General features: G+C 49.1%; 18 protein-coding genes. 6 read left to right on the top strand and 12 right to left on the bottom strand.

The features are described from left to right. Positions 1-102: 102 nt before the first annotated feature. The 7 genes from METPAY_RS00405 to METPAY_RS00375 form a co-directional block, all read right to left on the bottom strand. Positions 103-1,101, bottom strand: coding sequence for a biotin--[acetyl-CoA-carboxylase] ligase (locus METPAY_RS00405; protein ID WP_084600629.1), 999 nt, complete (start codon positions 1,099-1,101; stop codon positions 103-105). Then, on the bottom strand, positions 1,088-1,507 hold the full coding sequence (locus METPAY_RS00400; RefSeq protein ID WP_048148142.1) for a DUF2111 domain-containing protein: 420 nt from the start codon (positions 1,505-1,507) through the stop codon (positions 1,088-1,090). The genes METPAY_RS00405 and METPAY_RS00400 overlap by 14 nt, the downstream gene beginning before the upstream one ends. 35 nt (positions 1,508-1,542) lie before the next feature. After that, a complete protein-coding gene (locus tag METPAY_RS00395; protein WP_048148140.1) occupies positions 1,543-2,121 on the bottom strand; it encodes a hypothetical protein in 579 nt (192 codons plus the stop codon). Continuing rightward, positions 2,118-3,551 (bottom strand): RtcB family protein, encoded by a 1,434-nt coding sequence (locus tag METPAY_RS00390; RefSeq protein WP_048148150.1) that lies wholly within the window; start codon positions 3,549-3,551, stop codon positions 2,118-2,120. The genes METPAY_RS00395 and METPAY_RS00390 overlap by 4 nt, the downstream gene beginning before the upstream one ends. An 11-nt stretch (positions 3,552-3,562) precedes the next feature. Continuing rightward, positions 3,563-3,970 carry an archease gene (locus tag METPAY_RS00385; RefSeq protein WP_048148138.1) on the bottom strand — a complete coding sequence of 136 codons (408 nt, stop codon included), beginning with the start codon at positions 3,968-3,970 and terminating at the stop codon, positions 3,563-3,565. Between the two features lie 518 nt (positions 3,971-4,488). Further along, the gene (locus METPAY_RS00380; RefSeq protein WP_048148136.1) at positions 4,489-4,749 is read right to left on the bottom strand and encodes a hypothetical protein; all 261 of its coding nucleotides are present in this window, start codon (positions 4,747-4,749) and stop codon (positions 4,489-4,491) included. Between the two features lie 50 nt (positions 4,750-4,799). Beyond that, positions 4,800-5,114 (bottom strand): DUF2551 domain-containing protein, encoded by a 315-nt coding sequence (locus METPAY_RS00375; RefSeq protein WP_048148134.1) that lies wholly within the window; start codon positions 5,112-5,114, stop codon positions 4,800-4,802. A 262-nt stretch (positions 5,115-5,376) separates the two neighbouring features. Here METPAY_RS00375 and METPAY_RS00370 point away from each other — a divergent pair, with 262 nt between their 5' ends. From METPAY_RS00370 to METPAY_RS00350, 5 genes are all read left to right on the top strand, one after another. Next, a complete protein-coding gene (locus METPAY_RS00370) occupies positions 5,377-6,225 on the top strand; it encodes a protein translocase subunit SecF (protein ID WP_048148132.1) in 849 nt (282 codons plus the stop codon). Continuing rightward, complete coding sequence (locus METPAY_RS00365) at positions 6,225-7,694, top strand: preprotein translocase subunit SecD (RefSeq protein WP_048148130.1); 1,470 nt, start codon at positions 6,225-6,227, stop codon at positions 7,692-7,694. The genes METPAY_RS00370 and METPAY_RS00365 overlap by 1 nt, the downstream gene beginning before the upstream one ends. Before the next feature lie 80 nt (positions 7,695-7,774). Beyond that, positions 7,775-8,044, top strand: a complete 270-nt coding sequence (trxA, locus tag METPAY_RS00360) for a thioredoxin (RefSeq protein ID WP_048148128.1) — start codon at positions 7,775-7,777, stop codon at positions 8,042-8,044. A gap of 115 nt (positions 8,045-8,159) precedes the next feature. Further along, positions 8,160-8,690, top strand: coding sequence for an endonuclease III domain-containing protein (locus tag METPAY_RS00355; protein WP_245611485.1), 531 nt, complete (start codon positions 8,160-8,162; stop codon positions 8,688-8,690). After that, entirely contained in the window at positions 8,666-9,214 is a 549-nt protein-coding gene (locus tag METPAY_RS00350) for an aldolase (protein WP_048148124.1), read from the top strand. The genes METPAY_RS00355 and METPAY_RS00350 overlap by 25 nt, the downstream gene beginning before the upstream one ends. Here the strand turns inward: METPAY_RS00350 and aglJ are convergent. Then, positions 9,181-10,107 (bottom strand): S-layer glycoprotein N-glycosyltransferase AglJ, encoded by a 927-nt coding sequence (gene aglJ, locus METPAY_RS00345; protein ID WP_048148123.1) that lies wholly within the window; start codon positions 10,105-10,107, stop codon positions 9,181-9,183. The two genes, METPAY_RS00350 and aglJ, sit on opposite strands and share 34 nt — an antisense overlap. 39 nt (positions 10,108-10,146) lie before the next feature. Here aglJ and METPAY_RS00340 point away from each other — a divergent pair, with 39 nt between their 5' ends. Further along, positions 10,147-10,713, top strand: a complete 567-nt coding sequence (locus METPAY_RS00340; protein WP_048148122.1) for an endonuclease dU — start codon at positions 10,147-10,149, stop codon at positions 10,711-10,713. A 538-nt stretch (positions 10,714-11,251) separates the two neighbouring features. On the opposite strand, the gene METPAY_RS00335 is transcribed toward METPAY_RS00340, so the two are convergent. The 4 genes from METPAY_RS00335 to METPAY_RS00320 form a co-directional block, all read right to left on the bottom strand. After that, positions 11,252-11,761, bottom strand: a complete 510-nt coding sequence (locus METPAY_RS00335; RefSeq protein ID WP_052418598.1) for an archaellin/type IV pilin N-terminal domain-containing protein — start codon at positions 11,759-11,761, stop codon at positions 11,252-11,254. A gap of 124 nt (positions 11,762-11,885) precedes the next feature. Next, positions 11,886-12,230 carry a helix-turn-helix transcriptional regulator gene (locus METPAY_RS00330; protein WP_048148146.1) on the bottom strand — a complete coding sequence of 115 codons (345 nt, stop codon included), beginning with the start codon at positions 12,228-12,230 and terminating at the stop codon, positions 11,886-11,888. A gap of 20 nt (positions 12,231-12,250) precedes the next feature. Further along, complete coding sequence (locus tag METPAY_RS00325) at positions 12,251-12,487, bottom strand: LSM domain-containing protein (RefSeq protein ID WP_013329618.1); 237 nt, start codon at positions 12,485-12,487, stop codon at positions 12,251-12,253. 63 nt (positions 12,488-12,550) lie between these two features. Next, positions 12,551-13,447 carry a class 1 fructose-bisphosphatase gene (locus METPAY_RS00320; RefSeq protein ID WP_048148121.1) on the bottom strand — a complete coding sequence of 299 codons (897 nt, stop codon included), beginning with the start codon at positions 13,445-13,447 and terminating at the stop codon, positions 12,551-12,553. Positions 13,448-13,629 lie beyond the last annotated feature (182 nt).

Raw genomic sequence — 13,629 nt, 5'->3', positions numbered from 1 at the left:
GGGGGAGGGTTCAAGGGAGGGGGAAATCATCCCCCTCCCTGTATATATTCCAAAACTTTGAGAGGGGCTTATGCCCCTACAATAATACAAAACAAAAAAAAATCAAATAGGAGTGCAGTCCCCGGAGAGGATGCGTTCGATCTTTCCGTTGTCCTTCTTGATAATCAGTGCGCCGTATTCGTCGAGATCTATAGCCTCGCCCTCGAACGTTCGCCGCGGTGTCGTAATCCGCACTCTCTTTTCGAGCGTCAGCGAAAGGCTCTTCCATTCCCTCGAGATCGCCTTGTACTCTCCTTCCTCGACAAGTTTGTATCTCCTCTCGAACTCGCCGAGCATCGTCGCAAGGAACTTCGCCCTGTCGATGTCGTGCCCGATCTCGATATTCAGCGAAGTGATCGGGGTCTGGAGCGAACACTGGAGATCCTCAGGTTTGATATTCGCATCGATGCCTATGCCGAGAAGGCAGTAATGGATCTGGTCCGCCTCTGCGGCAAGTTCTAGAAGGATTCCTGACACTTTCTTGTCGCCGATATAGATATCGTTCGGCCATTTGATCAGGGCGCCGATATCGTACATCCGCCTGATAGTCCTTGCGACCGCGATGGACGCGGACATCGTCACGAAGAACAATTTGTCTATCGGAATCGTCGGCTTCAGGATTATCGTCGTCCATATCCCGCCGGAAGGAGAGAACCACGCCCTGCCGAGCCTCCCGACTCCTCCAGTCTGCTCCTCGGCGATAAGTATGGTCCCGTTGAAGTTCTCCGCATCCTCCTTCGAACAAAGGTCCTTTGCAACCCAGGTAGTCGACGGCGTATTCCTGAAGTACCTGATATCCTTCCCGATGAAATCCGTCTTCAGGTACTTCTTAATCTCGTGCGGAACCAGTCTCGGGGTAGACTCTTTCAATTCGTATCCTTTCGACTTGGTTGATTCGATCGAGTACCCCAGTTCCTTCAGCTCGTTGATGTTCTTCCAGACCGCCGACCTGGTAATCCCTGTCATTTCGCTGATCTTTTCCCCGGAGATAGGGCGATCCTGCCCCTCCAGAATATCGAGTATCTTTTCCGAAGTCTCGTTCATAGGATTACCTTTTCGCATCGATTGCTTCCCCCGGAAGCGGGCACGGGTCGGTCCCGCAGACCTGTTTGATTATCTCTGACTGGTGCTCCATGAGGGTGGCGAGATCGAAGACACCTGTGAAGTCCACAATCCCGAACGCACCAATCGCATCCCCTGCTTCGTTTCTGATCGGTGCAACGATAACGGGAACCCCCTTAAATCCGCCTTCGTTCGGGGTCACGCTCATCATCTCGTTCTTATCAATAACCTCTTCAAGAACCGGGCCGCTGTAGTCATCGTCGACAACCCTTCCTTCCTCGACGCGTATCCCTTTCCGGTTCTTCGATCTTGCAGTGACAGGCATCTTTATCATTGCATTTATCGCCATCGCAAGAGGTTTGAAATCGGCGGCCTTTGAATCGGCCGAGATTATATATTCACCCATCCGGATCACCTGTGTATTGTGTATTTATGTTGTTATTAAAAAATAATTTCCGAATCTCCCGAACAGATCCTGGTCAGAAAATCCCGTGAAGGAAACTCATGTATGGAAGTCACGATAAAGCATCCGTCACCCATCTTCTTCTCGATCATGATGCACCTGCCGTCCGCAGTCTCCGCAATGCAATCCCCTTCATATTCCGGGAAATAGCCGTCGCATTCGATCCCGGCTTCGTTGAAATCCTTCACTATGCCGCAATAATCCGAATCCCCTTTCGTTATGACAGGCGAACTGAAGTACTCGTGTGTGTATTTCACTTTGAACGGGAGCCAGTCGTAGCATCCCTCCTTTTCATGCATCGCCCCGAAGACAAGCGCCCGGCCGCCCTTCTCGACGAATTTTCTTATCCTGCCCGATGTTGCCTTAAGTGCGGGCATCAGCCCCGAATACGCGGGATTTCCGAACCCGGTCGGGATCAGTACGGCAACAAGTCTCCCCTTGTAAAAAGGCGTCGCAAGCATCTGCGGCGTAATGATCTCGCCGCCGATGTCGTTGTCGCAGATGTATTTGTTTATGTAACAGTCACAGTCCCATATTACCCCCGCTTTTTTTATCATCCTTTAATCACCCCTATCGGTTCAAGCCTTGCCACCTTCATCGACAGGCCGGCCCTGTGAACAATATCCACCACTTCGCTGCTCGGCTTATAGACCTCCGGCGCTTCTTCGGCGATCACCTTGTTGCTTGTCGCCCTCACGAAGATCCCCCGGTCGAGGAGGTCCTGCCTGATATCCGCACCGCTGTGGCTCTTCTTCGCACTCGATCTCGACGCGAGCCTTCCGGCCCCGTGGCATGTGCTCCCGAACGTCTTCTCCATTGCAGTCTGCGTTCCCTTAAGGAGATATGACGACGTCCCCATGCTCCCCGGGATGATCACGGGCTGTCCGATCGCACTCAGATCTTTGGGTATTTCAGGTGAACCCGGGCCGAATGCACGCGTGGCGCCCTTGCGGTGGACACAAAGCTCCATCTTTTTTCCGTCGACAACATGAGTTTCGATCTTGGCCACGTTATGGGTTACGTCATAGACAAGTTTCATCTCGTTGTAGTCGACGCCGAAGTCCCCTTCGATGACCTCCCTTACCATGTGAGTGATCATCTGCCTGTTGGCCCACGCATAATTTGCAGCGGCGGCCATCGCCCCGAAGTACGCCTCGCCCTCCGGGCTCTTCACCGGTGCACACGCGAGCTGCCTGTCGGGGATCTTTATCCCGTACTTCTTCGTCGCATTCTCGATGGTCCCGAGATGATCCGTGCAGACCTGGTGTCCGAGCCCTCTTGAACCGCAGTGGATCATAAAACAGATCTGGTCCTTTTCGATCCCGAACGCTCTTGCGGCCTCGTCATCCATGATCTCGGCCGCGTACTGGACTTCGAGGAAGTGATTGCCCGATCCGAGCGTCCCGCACTGGGGCCTGCCGCGCTGTCTCGCCTTTGTACTGACATGCTCGGTGCTGGCCTCCTTCATCATCCCGTTCTCTTCGCAGGATTTGACGTCGTCGGGCATTCCGTATCCCTCTTTCACCGCCCATGACGCACCCTCCCTCATGATGTCTTCGAGCTCGCTGTCCGAGAATTTCTTCGGGGCCACGTTCCCGACACCCGTAGGAACCGTCGAGAACAATGTATTGATCAGTCTCTTGATCCCGGAAAATTCATCCTTCTTCAGGGGTGTCGAGATCAGCCTGACGCCGCAGTTTATATCGAAGCCCACTCCTCCGGGAGATATTATTCCGTCCTCGACATCGAAAGCCCCGACGCCGCCTATCGGAAACCCGTAGCCCCAGTGAATGTCCGGCATTCCGAGAGAGTACTTTACTATTCCCGGAAGGGTCGCGACATTGGCGAGCTGTTTTACCGCGCCTTCCTCGAGATTCTCCCCGAGGCCCTCCGATAAAAAGATCCGGCCCGGAACCGCCATGTCGTCCACGTAACCTTTTCGGACCTCCCATTCGATATCGGATATTTTATTCAGTCCTTCGAGCATCTTCACCACCTTTATACATCGAATATTATGTCCACCAGGAATTTTCCGTCCTCCTGCCTGATCTCCGTCCCGTACCTGGAGACACCCTTGATCTCCGTTCCGCCCCGGTGTCTCTCCATATCGAATTTTTCCCCGGAGGCCACGGCCTCGAGGGAATGATCGTGTATAGTAATATCTATGCCTGAGAAAACAACCCTTTCTACTTCAGACAAAAACAGCAGCTCTGATAAAAGATCATATAGAAGGGTTTCAAAATCCCCTGCCTCGAGTTTAATCCCGATCTTTACCGCATCTTCCTCTCTTTCGTCGAACATGAGAGAGAACATTGCCATTGCAGCCGATGTGAACAGTTCCTCTATGGTGCCGCCCGAGCACCTGTAGAGGTAATCTGCCGTATGGTTCAGTTCTTGAAATGGCATCCTGATATTATTGTGTGATTTGTATTAAAAAAAGGCTCTTCACTAATCCGTGCGGGTTTAAAAACGTTTATGAAACAATGGTTTCATGGACTGTTTCATGTAAATCACAACGTGATTTTCATGTAAAGTGAGTTTCACTGCCGTTGACGACCCCTCGCCGCGAGCCGCACGGCAGGCTCGCGGACCGGCCCCGACCCCGGGGCCTCTCTATCGTGATAAGCCACTCCGGGGATAGCCGAGTATCCCCTGAGTGGCAGGACCCGGTGTACTCATTGCGTGTACTGAATGGGATATCCCAAAAAACGTTCCTGAAAAAAATAAATAAAACAGGCCGGGGACCCTTGCCGGTCCCCGGGCGTGCAATGAGAAGATTATCTTTAGGCAAGGCCCCTGGGCAGGGGCCGTCCGGCGGCTGAGCCGCCGGTGCCGGGGTTGCCCCGGTGAGATCTGTAGGCAATACAGCAATGCCTCGTATGTAATATCACAAAAATATTTGTCCACAAAAACAGTGAAGAGCCTTAAAAAAAGTCACAGTACTGCGGGATCATATCCATATTGATGGTGTCCATGAAGCGCGCCTGGTACATTGAAACATAAATAATGTAATCCCCGACATAAATCTCAATATCGGTTGACTTTGGCGGCTTGACACTTGTCGAGAGAAGAATAGGACCTCCGCACGAGGTGCAAATCCTGAAATTTCTTTTTTTATCAAGAACGTATTGTTTTACTTCGTCGGTTACTTCAATGGTATTCGACCGACACTGCTGATATTCCATTCTCCAGATATATAGTTAAAAATAATAAAAATAAGTTTTGCCTAAATGGTCTATGCCGGTACTACCAGCCGCGCGACCAAATCTGCATACTGCTCCTTTAACTCATAGCGTGTCTGGTCGTTGTCTTTTTCCTTGATTATATGAAAGATGCCGATTCTTGAAGCAATGGTTCCCACCATTGATGCAACAGACTGGACCGTAACGGAGAACTTTTCCTTTAACTTTTTATGCGTCTCGGCCACTGTCAGGGATTTCGCCCTGACGAAAATCTTCAGCAGCTCACGGCGGATGCCGTTTTTGTCTCTTGAAAGGTAATTCCTGAGACGCATTTCAATCTCTCTTTTTAGATCAGCCGCTGATCTCATGTTGAACTGATTATTTTGAATTCTATATATAATTTTCTTCTCTCTGCTGTATTGCCCTTATTCGGTCAAAACAGATGAAATAATAACTAAATTATCTGTATTTTTCACGATTTAACATAAATACAAATCAATTATAAAAATATTATGCATATATTATCATTAGAATTATTGATTTTTATAATTCAGGATTTTTTCCAATTTTCCTTACGAATTTCTAAGGCGGACCAAATCCTTTAATCAATTTCATCGACAAATTTTATGTATGGGTAAATTTACCTATGATATTAACAGATACGAACCAAAGCAGATGGTTGCATTACCGCTCTGTCTATTGATCCTGTCTGTAATCTTTCTTGCGTTCAATACCGTCTCGACGGGGATGCCGGTTGAACCTGGAATAGATTTCGCAGGCGGAGTTGCGGTAACACTGTCAACATCTGATTCGGTCGACGTAATAGAGGAATATTTTGCGGATTATCCTCTCAAAATTTCAGAAAGTGATGTTGCTGCCGGATATCTGGTCTTTAATTATATCGAAGGCGACAGCTTCAAAGACTTAACCGAGCATGTAACTGCAAGGTATCCCGACGCTACGATCTATCAGATGGGGGAAACCTTCGGAAAGACGCTCCAGTCACAGGCTATCTGGGCGCTCCTCTTTGCCTTTGTTCTGATGGCGATTGTAGTCTTCGTCGCCTTCAGGATATTCATCCCCTCGGTAGCTGTCGTTCTTTCGGCATTCTCGGATATAGTAATAACCGCCGCTTTCATGGATGTGTTCGGCGTTACTCTTTCACTGGGAACCACTGCGGCACTGCTGATGCTTATCGGTTATTCCGTCGACAGTGACATTCTTCTGACTACCCGTCTTCTGAAGAGGCAGGGTAAGGTCGACGAAAAATTCAGGGGGGCTTTCAGGACAGGTATCATCATGACGACGACGACGCTTGCAGCGGTAGTCGTTATGTTTATCGTGTTCTCCCTGGGTCAGGTCACACTGATAAGGGACATCTCGGCTGTTCTGATTATCGGGCTTATTATCGATATGATGAATACCTGGATGCTGAATGCAGGATTGCTGAAATGGTATGTTAAGAAAGGTGGTAAATAATGGCCGAGGAAAAGAGCACACTGGCGAAAATATTTTCCGACTGGCAGGTTCTCATAGTGCTGGTTCTGGTAATACTCTCGGTTTTGAGCATATATGCGCTTCCGCCTGCACTCGATAAAGGTATAAGCGGAAATCTCCAGTTAGGGCTGGACCTTGTCGGCGGATCATGGATCCAGTTATCCTTCAAGTCCGAGGTCATCGGCTATGAATCGGATATGTCCCAGTCCGACTTTATCACGCAGCTGTCCGAAAAACTCGATGCAGATGTAATCCCTGTTACTTCCAATTCGGTAGAGATAAGGGAATATTATACGAAGGAGGAACTTGAAAGCGTCCTTGCCGGAATGGGTGCCAAACTGGTAACCTATGAACAGGGAATCTCGAAGGAGACTGCAGATACGGTAAAGGGCATCCTTGAGGACAAAGTCAATACGCTTGGCACAAAGGACGTCCAGATAAATACGCTTACCGGCGCGAACGATGTCACAAAATACGTCCGCGTGGAGCTTGCCGGAACTGATATCAATACCGCACAGGAAATCGTCAGTTCGCAGGGTAAGTTCGAGATCAGGATTGTAACCTCCGGAAATGAAACGGAGCATGTCCTCTTGGGAGATGCGGTTACAAGTGTCAGTACACCTTCCCAGCGCAACAATTACTGGGGTGTCGGCTTCACCCTGAGCGCCGAAGGTGCCGAAGCATTGCGCGATGCATGTATACAATACGGTGCCATAACCGATCCCGATTCGCATAATCTTGTCATGCTCCTTGACGGAAAGCAGGTATACAGTGCACCTCTTTCATCCGATCTTGCGGCGAAGCTCTCAAAGGGTCCTGTAAACGATCTCAGTGCTTCAACCGGCTACGGCGAGGAAGGATACGATGATGCAGAGGCTCTCGAGATCCATCTTCGTGCAGGAGCTCTTCCTGTAGGTGTTGATATCGCAGGTTCGAGCAGCGTTACTGCAGAACGCGGCGGATTTATCAAGATCGTATGTATTGCGGCTGCGATACTCGGGCTCTTGGCCGTTGCGTTCATGGTCTATTACAGGTACAGGGAGCCCTCCATTGTGGTCCCGATGATACTTGTCAATCTCTCCGAGATAATAATCCTTCTCGGAATAGCCAGGTATATCCAGCAGCTCGATCTTGCAAGTATAGCCGGACTTATTGCCGTTATCGGTACGGGAATCGATCAACTCGTCGTAATAACCGATGAAGTTCTTCATGAGGGGCGTGTGCCGTCTCCGAGTCTTTATCTAAAGAGATTCAAGCGCGCCCTCGGGATAATAACCGTCTCGGCATCCACGACTATATTTGCAATGCTTCCGCTTGCACTCATGGATCTGTCGACTCTCAAGGGATTTGCCATAATAACCATTCTCGGAGTATTAATCGGCGTAATCTTTACCCGTCCGGCATATGGAAAGATTATCATGGCAATTCTTTCAAAGAAGCCGGCCAAATAATTTTTTTTACCAATTTTTTTGCAAAAGGATAAAATTTATAATTTCGTTTGACCTTTTCTCTATCTGAGGATTGATGTATTATGTCAAAACCTGTTTTAATTGATTTTTATGCGGACTGGTGCGGACCGTGCAAGATGCAGTCCCCCATCCTTGATCAGCTGAAGGATAAGATGGGCGATTCGATCGAGATCAAGAAGGTCGATGTTGATGAAAATATGGATCTCGCTATGAAATACGGTATCCAGGTAGTGCCCACACTCGTTATAGAGAAGTCGGGAAAGGTCGAGCACCGTCTTGAAGGCGTGACTCCTGCAGAGACACTTGAAAGCCTGTTGAAACCTCTTCTCTAAAAATTATTGTATGGATTCTGAAAATCCACCAGAAATAATTTTGAAACGGATAATTTCCTGTCTTCAGGATATTTACGGTGATGCCGGATGGTGGCCCGGGGATGCCGATCGGGTAATGATCGGTGCAATCCTGACCCAGCAGACCCGGTGGGAGAATGTTGAAAAGGCACTTTCAAATCTCGAGTCCGCCGGAATAAAAACTCTTGACGATGTGCTTGCCGCCGACGATGAGATCGTCATGGAGAATATACGCTGTACCGGCTACTACAGGATGAAGACCGGACGCCTGAAGGAGTTGTCTTCTTTTGTTGCCGGGAAGGGAGGGGTCGATGCATTATACGGTATCCCGGTCGATGAGCTTAGAAGAGATCTGCTGGGCGTGAAAGGAGTCGGTGCGGAAACGGCTGACAGTATCCTGTGCTATGCGCTGAACATGCCGAGTTATGTGATCGATTCCTATACCGAGCGGATATCCGGGTGTGCCGGAATTGCCGCCAGAAAAGATCGGCTTAAGGATCTGTTCGAAAAAATTCTCCCCTGTTCGGTGGAAGAGTACCAGACCTGCCACGGCTGGTTTGTGGAATATGCAAAGGAATTTTGTATAAAAAAGAGGTGTGATGAATGCAGAATAAAGAATTTGAACTGACGGGTAGGCGCCTTTTTAATGAGGGCCTTGTTGCAGGCAATTTCGGGAATATGAGTGTCCGTGTCCGGGGCGGATTTCTTATAACTTCCAGTGGGTCGTTCCTTGATGAGGAGGAAAGCCTGAAATTCGTTACGATGGAGGGAATTCCCGAAGATGGTGCTTCAAGCGAGTGGAGGGTTCACTACAGGGCATACCTGGCCTGTGATGATGCCGAGGCAATTGTCCATGCCCACCCTCCGCTCTCAGTAGCCGCATCGCTCGTGTACGATGAAATAATTCCGGAGGACAGTGAAGGAAAGATGCTCTGCCCTGTTATACCTGTGGTCGACGGCGAACCGGGAACAGACGAACTGGCGGAGAACGTTGCGAAAGCCCTGGCCTCGAATCCCTTAGTCGTTGCAAAGGGCCACGGAACATTTGCAAAAGGCAAAGACTTAAAGGAGGCCTACCTTCTTACATCGACTGCAGAGCACTGCTGTAAAATATTATATTATCTCGGGGGATTCGGGGGTTGTAACCTCTGAATCTCCATTTTTAAGTCCCTGTTGAATGATACGAGCATGTCGGCTATGACCCCGAACATGAAGATCTGGAACCCTATTATAATCAGGAGAACTGTCAGTATCGTCAGTTCGGTATGGGTTATGCCCTTTACCCAGTCTATCGAAACGAATATGCCCAGAATGACTCCTATCAATACTATCACGAGACCGATAACGCCGAAATAGAATGTCGGGTTGCTGATCTTGGCGAGTCTCCAGACCGCCGTGATGATCTTTCCCCCGTCTCTTATGGGCCTTAATTTTGTCTCGGTGCCGGGCCGCTTTTTGTAGACGATGTCTACTACCTTGATTTTTTGTTCGTTTCTCACGCTCTCGGCAGAGATCTCGGTCTCGATCTCGAAACCGCTTTCCCTCAGGTTTAGATTTTTCATCGATTTGAGGGTGAACGCCCGGTATCCCGAGAGAATATCGTTCAGGTAAGTGCCGTGCGCAACCTTGAACAGGTAGTTGATGATCTGGTTTCCGAAATGATTGAGTTTGCTCAGCGCACCCTTTTCGAAGTTGTCGAGACGGTTTCCGATTACATGGTCGTATCCCTCGAAGAGCGGTTCGAGCATCTTCTCGGCGTCTTCCGGGAGATAAGTCCCGTCCCCGTCGAGCATGAGGACGTAGGGCTGACTGATATAATCTAACGCTTCAATTATTGCATTTCCCTTGCCTTTGCCCCTTTTTTGAAGGAATACCGATGCGCCTTCCTCTTCTGCGATTCCGGCGGTATTGTCGGTGCTGTTTCCGTCGAGAACGAGAATATTTTTATAACCCATCTCCTTAAAAGAGCGGACGAGTTCTCCTATTGTCGGGGCTTCATTCAGGGTCGGGATGAATATGCAGACTTCATCCTTGTTTATATCCATTGCTACATTATATTAGAATTCACATTCATAAGTCCTTTTATGAAAACTCTGAAATCCGGGGTCCGTGTTCTCGGTATTGCGGAAAGCTTTGTTCAGGGCGCAAATAAATCCGTCCTGGCGGGCGTTGTGATGAGAAGGGACATGGTAATCGACGGAACGGCTTTCGGGTTTTCAACTATAGGGGGGACGGATGCGACGGATGCGGTGCTGAATATTTTTGCCTCTCTTCAGAGAAAGGATATCAATTACATAATGCTCTCGGGGTGCGTAATCTCGTGGTTCAATATAATCGATCCCGAAAGAGTGTGCTCTGAGATCAATGTTCCGGTTATCGGGGTGACATATGAGGACTCCGGAGGGTTGGCGGATGACATCATGCATCATTTCCCCGGCGATGAAGAGAGATTGTCGGCATATAAAAAACTTGGAATAAGGGAGAGGGTTATCCTGAAGACGGGGTATGATGTCTATCTTCGTTCGTGGGGCGTGGATAATACGGAAGCCTGTTTTGTATGCGATTCTTTTACAAAAGAAGGAAGAATCCCCGAACCGCTGAGGGTTGCGGGGATCGTTGCCCGTGCTGCGATGAGATCGATGGTTCATTGATTGTATCCTTTTGTTTTCAGTTCCTTTGATTTTTACATGAAAATCCATGTCCAGATCCTTTAGATTCCCTGTCTTAACCCCAAAACTTTTTGGCTCTTTGCTGTCTCGTGTCTTTCTCCGGCAACCCCCGGCACCGGCGGCCACAAGCCGCCGGACGGCCCCTGCCCAGGGGCCTTGCCTTAAGATAGCCTTCTCACCTCACGCTCAGGGAACCGGCAAGGGTCCCCTGAGCTGTTGAATTTAGTATTCTCCGATCTATTTTTCCATTCCGTACACGTCATGAATCCACCGCGTCCAGCCACGCAGGGGATACTTGGCTATCCCCGGAGTGGCCTATCGCAAGGAGAGGCCCCGGGGTCGGGGCCGGTCCGCGGGCCTGCTTTGCGGTTCGCGGCGAGGGGTTGTCAACGATGCGCCTGATTTGGACATGTTGGTACGTTCATATATTACACCGACGACCCTGAGCTGTTTATCTGGTTTTGTTTGGCATTCCCCAATTGTGTGGCAGGGAAACGTGTGGCTGAATATATCCGGGTTGTCAGCTCAGATAGTATTCGTCGGTTGATATGATCGTACCTGTGGGTTCCCATATGACATCCACCCTGACATGACTCCCGTCCCTGATCGTCGAATCCGAGAGGTCTATCGCGAGTTTTTCAGATGGTTTCCATGAAATGTCGCTGCACCCCATACCTCCGACCGTCTGGACGCCGTAATGATGGGTTGATATGAAGTCATGGCCGTTCAGGGTCTTTATCCTGCAGCCGGCCAGTTCGTCGTTGATATAGATCCTGCATGAAAGGTACTGGTTTTCGTAGGGACAGTCTCCTATATTTTTCAGGACGATCCTGCTGTCATAATCGGGGTTTTCACTTAGTATCGTCTGAATTTCAAAAATTGTAGGGATCTCTTTTGGTTGTTGCAGTTCCGGGAACTGGTAGCTTAACAGGTATAATGCGAGCAGCGCTGCAAGTATGACAGTTATTAAAACAAGCAGTATTGTGCCGATAGTACCGGATGAGCCGTCATCCCGGTTGCGCCCCGCCATTAATATTTTTATTATAATTCCCGGATGTATAAGGATTATGATTTATATCAAAAATTAAGGGCAGAATGCTCGCAATAGTGGAATATAATGTTTTATTGTGTTTGTGGAAAATATGTGAAAATAATTATTGATCTGTAAATTCTTCGATTGCCAGCTGGTACATCCAGTCCATGAGGTGTGAACAGTCCTGGACGCTGCATTCCTCTTCGCAGCCGATGCAGGGGATGAGTTCTCCTCCGGCAAGGAGGAGATCGGGATTTACCGCGCTTCTTTTTGCTTTCAGAAGGTAGGTCTTGACACCGTTCGATTTGAACTCTATCCTGTCTATCCTCTCGGAGTCGACGAGTTTTTTTACTACTCTGGAGCATTTTCTGCTGTCGATGTCCAGGAGTTTCCAGAGTTCGCTCTGGAGCACTCCCTCGGGATTTGACTGGATTAGTTTCAGGGCCTCTTCTTCAGTATCTGTCATGAGTTCCATAAGGATTTAATTTAAAGTTCGGGTGCAATCGTCAGGATATTGCTGCCCCTGATCACGAGTGTTCCGAGATTTCTTCCTCTCTCTTCGCCCTCGTATTCGCATGCCTGATCCATGTGAATGTTCAGGTGTTCGTCTACTGCAACGAGCCTGCCGCGGAGTGTCTTCGGTTCGTCCTTTATTTCAACGATAATTTTCGAATCTATGAGAGCATAGACCTTTTTTATGGGCAATACTATACTGTTAACCATCTGCCTTTATATGGGGCCGTAATGTAATTAATAATTTCCATAAATCCCTAATTCGGGATTAACCTACTCTCTGTAGATTTCTTCGAGTCTTTTGATCAAACCGCTGCTGCCGACATATATCGGCGTCTTGTGGTGCGGTTTTTCGGGTTTGATCTCCAGCAGGCTGGTATTTCCGTCGGATATTGCGCCTCCGGCCTGTTTCGCGATAAAACCGATGGGGTTTGCTTCGAATACGAGCCTGAGTTTGCCGGTGCTGTTGTCTATGGTCGCAGGATAGCAGTATATGCCGCCGTATTTCAGGATCTGGTGGAAGTCGGCGACGAATGATCCGGAGTACCTGAGTTTTCCGCCCTCCGTTTCGATCGATTCTATGAACTTCCTGTGTTTTTCGGTCCAGTCTTTGTTGAGGCCGCCGCTGCCGTAGATCTTTCCTTCGGGCATCTTTACGGGGCCGTCAAGCATCCTGTATTCCCCGGTCTCGTCCATCGCGAAGGTGAAGACGCCTTTTCCGACGGTTATGGTTAATACCGTCATCGGACCGTAGAGCATGTACATTGCGGCTTTCAGATCTTCGCCTTTGCTGAGCGCATCGCCGTTGTCATAGATGCCGACGATCGTTCCGACGCAGAGGTTGACCTGGATGAGTGATGATCCGTCGAGCGGGTCCATGACGACCGCATAGTTCTCCGTTGCGCCGGGGAATTTGAGGATGTCCGTTTTTTCCTCGGATGCGAGTTCCTTTACAAGCCCTGATTCCTCAAGGATTTTTGTAATGTGCCCGTCCGACCAGACGTCGAGAGCGGCCTGCTCTTCTCCTGATGAATTTTCCGTTCCGGCATACGACTGGTTGCTGATAAACGCATCGCGTATTGGTGCGGCCTGTGCGGAGATCAGCACTATCAGATCGGAAAGTGCAGGTTCGCAGCCCGCAGAATCAAGATATTCCCTAAGCGTTGTCATATAATATCCTTCCTGGTATGATGGGTTATAATTGGTTATTGATTATTATAGATTTTTTTCGGGCTACCTTTTACAACTTATTTTACGTTTACCAAAAGTTTTCTCCCCCGGCCGGGTTTAGGCCCTCTCAAAGTTTTGGAATAGATACAGGGAGGGGGACGCTTCCCCCTCCCTCGGACCCT

The sequence above is a fragment of the Methanolacinia paynteri genome (assembly GCF_000784355.1).
GTDB lineage: Archaea > Halobacteriota > Methanomicrobia > Methanomicrobiales > Methanomicrobiaceae > Methanolacinia > Methanolacinia paynteri.
This window is presented reverse-complemented; position numbering and strand designations above follow the sequence as displayed.